The organism is Veillonella sp. CHU110, from assembly GCF_003992255.1.
Classification (GTDB): Bacteria; Bacillota; Negativicutes; order Veillonellales; family Veillonellaceae; genus F0422.
Genome location: NZ_RQVA01000031.1, coordinates 1 through 3,325 on the forward strand (window position 1 = coordinate 1; position 3,325 = coordinate 3,325).

Below are 3,325 nucleotides of genomic sequence, written 5' to 3' on the forward strand. Positions count from 1 at the left end.
ATAATCAAGAGTTTCTGTATTGAAGTCTTATATACTCTAATAGGAAAAGCAAACCGCCCTTTCTTTTTATATTTAAAAAATGATTTCCAATCCACTTTAATATTGACATTAGGGTCATTCTCGATCCAGTAAACTTTATCAGCATTAAGAGAGTCAATAATTAAATCATCAGTATTCTTAACCTTATTTTACTAATCGATAATTTATGCCTGCACAATATTGAAACTAATTTTTTCTTTATTTTTTTCTCATCTTCTTTATTTTGTGTAAATATTCGATAATCATCTCGATACCTCAATATTTTATAATCTATATCTTCACCTTCTAATTCCTGAACCAATAAAGTATCAATATAACGCAATAATAATTCAGCAATAAAGTCAGAAACCACATTACCTTGTGGAATAGCAACAGTTTCTCCATAATTCATAAATTGGAATTTTTCATCAATTTTATTCCCTAGTAAATTTTTTTATCTTTTTTAGCTTTAGCAATGTCTTCATCATGTATCGACCAAGGTATCATATGAGTGTATATACTACCATAAAAATTAGCTATATCAACGTGTAGTAAATTATTATATTCCAAACTAAGCTTAATCGACTCCTGTTCTATATTTTCCCAGTAATGAAATGCATATCTTACTCCCGTCCTATTGTTATTTGTTTTAAATGGAATACTTTGACAAATTATTTTATCTCCTATTTTACTATCAAGAGAGTTATACCGATCAATCAAAATCTTCCAATTTTCTTTTTTAGTTATTAAATTTACTAAATCTAAATATAAAAGAGGGTAAATTATAGTGATGGGTCTATAATGATCTTTAGATTTGTTTAGTTGAATAGTGTAATTAATATTTGAAAATGATGAATATTTTTTATCAATTAAATACTTATCCTGTTTCTCAGACAAACAAGATTCTCCTAATAGATGAATCGCATGCTTTAATAAATTATCAAAATTATAATAAACTGGAAAATTCAAAGATACATAGGAATCAGATTCAAGCAGGAACTGTCGCGCCTCACTATGATCCATTTCCGTAAGAAAAATCTTTACATTCTCTTTCATAAATCCCCATCCTACCAACAAAACAATATATTTCAACCCTTCAGAAACTACCACCTATAAAAGGTACTGTACCATTTATTATACGTTCATTGCCACTAAAAATCTACCTTTGAACACCGTTATGCGTAGAAGTCTATGGTGCCCTCCTTTGCTAAAATAATGACAACGCAAAAAGAGCACGACATATTCCTAAATCTACCTTTGAATGCAGTTGTGCGTAGCAGTGTATGGCATCCCCATTGCCTAAATAATGACAAAGCATAAAGACCGCAACATGTTCCGGAGCAAACCTACCGTAGGATCAGTTTGTGAAGGAATATGTTGCGGTCTTTTCTTATATACTATTTTTAGGAAGACGCCTTAAACAAATAGCGCTTCAAGTGTTACCCGATGTCAGCAGGTGTAGAGAAATCTACTGTAATACCCAATGCTTTTGCTACGCCTTCGCCATATGCAGGGTCACATGCATAGCAATGTTTTGCATGTCGTTCTTGGATAAACAATGGAACTCCTGCCATATTGTTAGCAGTATTTTTGAACAATACTTCTTGTTGTTCTGGAGTCATGAGACGGAACAATTTACCAGGTTGTGTGTAGTAATCGGAATCATCTTCACGGAAGTCGTATTGATATGCTTTACCAGATACGTCATATCCTGGATCTTTGTATTGTGGTTGGTTAGCCCATTGGCCAAAGCTATTTGGAGCATATCCAATAGTAGCACCATGGTTGCCATCTACACGGCCTTGTCCATCACGATGGTAAGAATTGAATGGGCATTTAGGCGCATTCACAGGAATGGATGGATAGTTTGTGCCTAAGCGGTAGCGTTGTGCATCAGCGTAGGAGAACAAACGACCTTGTAACATGCGGTCAGGGCTGAATCCAATACCAGGGATAATTGTGGATGGAGCAAATGCTGCTTGTTCTACATCTTGGAAGTAGTTTTCTGGGTTGCGGTTCAATTCCATCACCCCTACTTCGATTAATGGGAAGTCTTTTTTGTACCATACTTTTGTAAGGTCAAATGGATTGTATGGAAGGGCTTCTGCTTGTTCTTCTGTCATCACTTGGATATACAATTTCCAACGAGGGAAATCACCTTTTGCGATCGCGTCGAACAAGTCACGTTGTGCACTTTCACGGTCGTTCGCAATAATAGCAGATGCTTCCTCTTCTGTTAAGTTTTTAATTGGTTGTTGGCAAACCCAGTGGAATTTTACCCATACGCGTTCGTCGTTTGCATTGATTAAGCTATATGTGTGGGAACCAAAACCATGCATATGACGATAGCCATCAGGAATACCACGGTCACTCATAACGATTGTAATTTGGTGCATTGCTTCTGGCAAGCTAGTCCAGAAATCCCAGTTAGCAGTAGCATCACGAAGATTAGTTTCAGGATTACGTTTAACTGCACGATTCAAGTCAGGGAATTGCAATGGATCACGGATGAAGAATACTGGTGTATTATTACCAACTAAATCCCAGTTACCTTCTTCTGTATACATTTTTACAGCAAAACCACGGATATCACGTTCTGCATCAGCAGCACCACGTTCGCCAGCTACTGTGGAAAAACGAACGAACAAATCAGTTTGTTTACCCACTTCAGAAAATACTTTCGCTTTTGTATATTTTGTAATGTCATTTGTTACTGTGAAAGTACCAAATGCGCCAGATCCTTTCGCATGCATACGGCGTTCAGGAATCACTTCACGAGCAAAGTGGCCTAGTTTTTCCATCAACCACACGTCTTGCATCAATACAGGACCACGTTTTCCAGCTGTAGCGCTGTTGTTATTGTCAGGCACCGGAGCACCAAAGGCAGTTGTTAATTTTTCTTCTTTCATAACTTTCTCCTTTGTAAACTTATACATATCATAATATAATTAAAACCTATATTTTATTATAACGGATAATTATTATCCGTTAACTTATGAACTCATTATAGAACTTTTTCTATATGTTGTCAATAATGATTTTCCATTAAGTTTTATTATTTTTGATGTTATAAACTATAACATTATCAATTCATCTATTTTAGTGTGCAAATATAGCTACTAACCCACATCTACTTCCTTTTTAGACTATGATATACTTCATCTTACTTTAAATCATATAGGTAAGTAATTCAATACAATAATTTCTATGTTCCGTCTTAATACATTAATAGGCTCTATAATAAATGTTGGGGCTACTCATATAAGAGTAGTCGCCAACATTCTTTTTTTGCAATAAAATAGACATA

The 3,325-nt window shown here is 35.0% G+C and carries 3 protein-coding genes; all 3 read right to left on the reverse strand.

Translation table 11 applies throughout. From position 1 onward, the window contains the following. Positions 1-160 precede the first annotated feature (160 nt). The gene (locus tag EO122_RS08080) at positions 161-430 is read right to left on the reverse strand and encodes a hypothetical protein (protein ID WP_127010141.1); all 270 of its coding nucleotides are present in this window, start codon (positions 428-430) and stop codon (positions 161-163) included. A gap of 29 nt (positions 431-459) precedes the next feature. Continuing rightward, positions 460-1,074, reverse strand: a complete 615-nt coding sequence (locus EO122_RS08085) for a hypothetical protein (protein ID WP_127010142.1) — start codon at positions 1,072-1,074, stop codon at positions 460-462. A 383-nt stretch (positions 1,075-1,457) separates the two neighbouring features. Then, positions 1,458-2,927, reverse strand: coding sequence for a catalase (locus EO122_RS08090; RefSeq protein WP_177428917.1), 1,470 nt, complete (start codon positions 2,925-2,927; stop codon positions 1,458-1,460). Between the last annotated feature and the right edge of the window lie 398 nt (positions 2,928-3,325).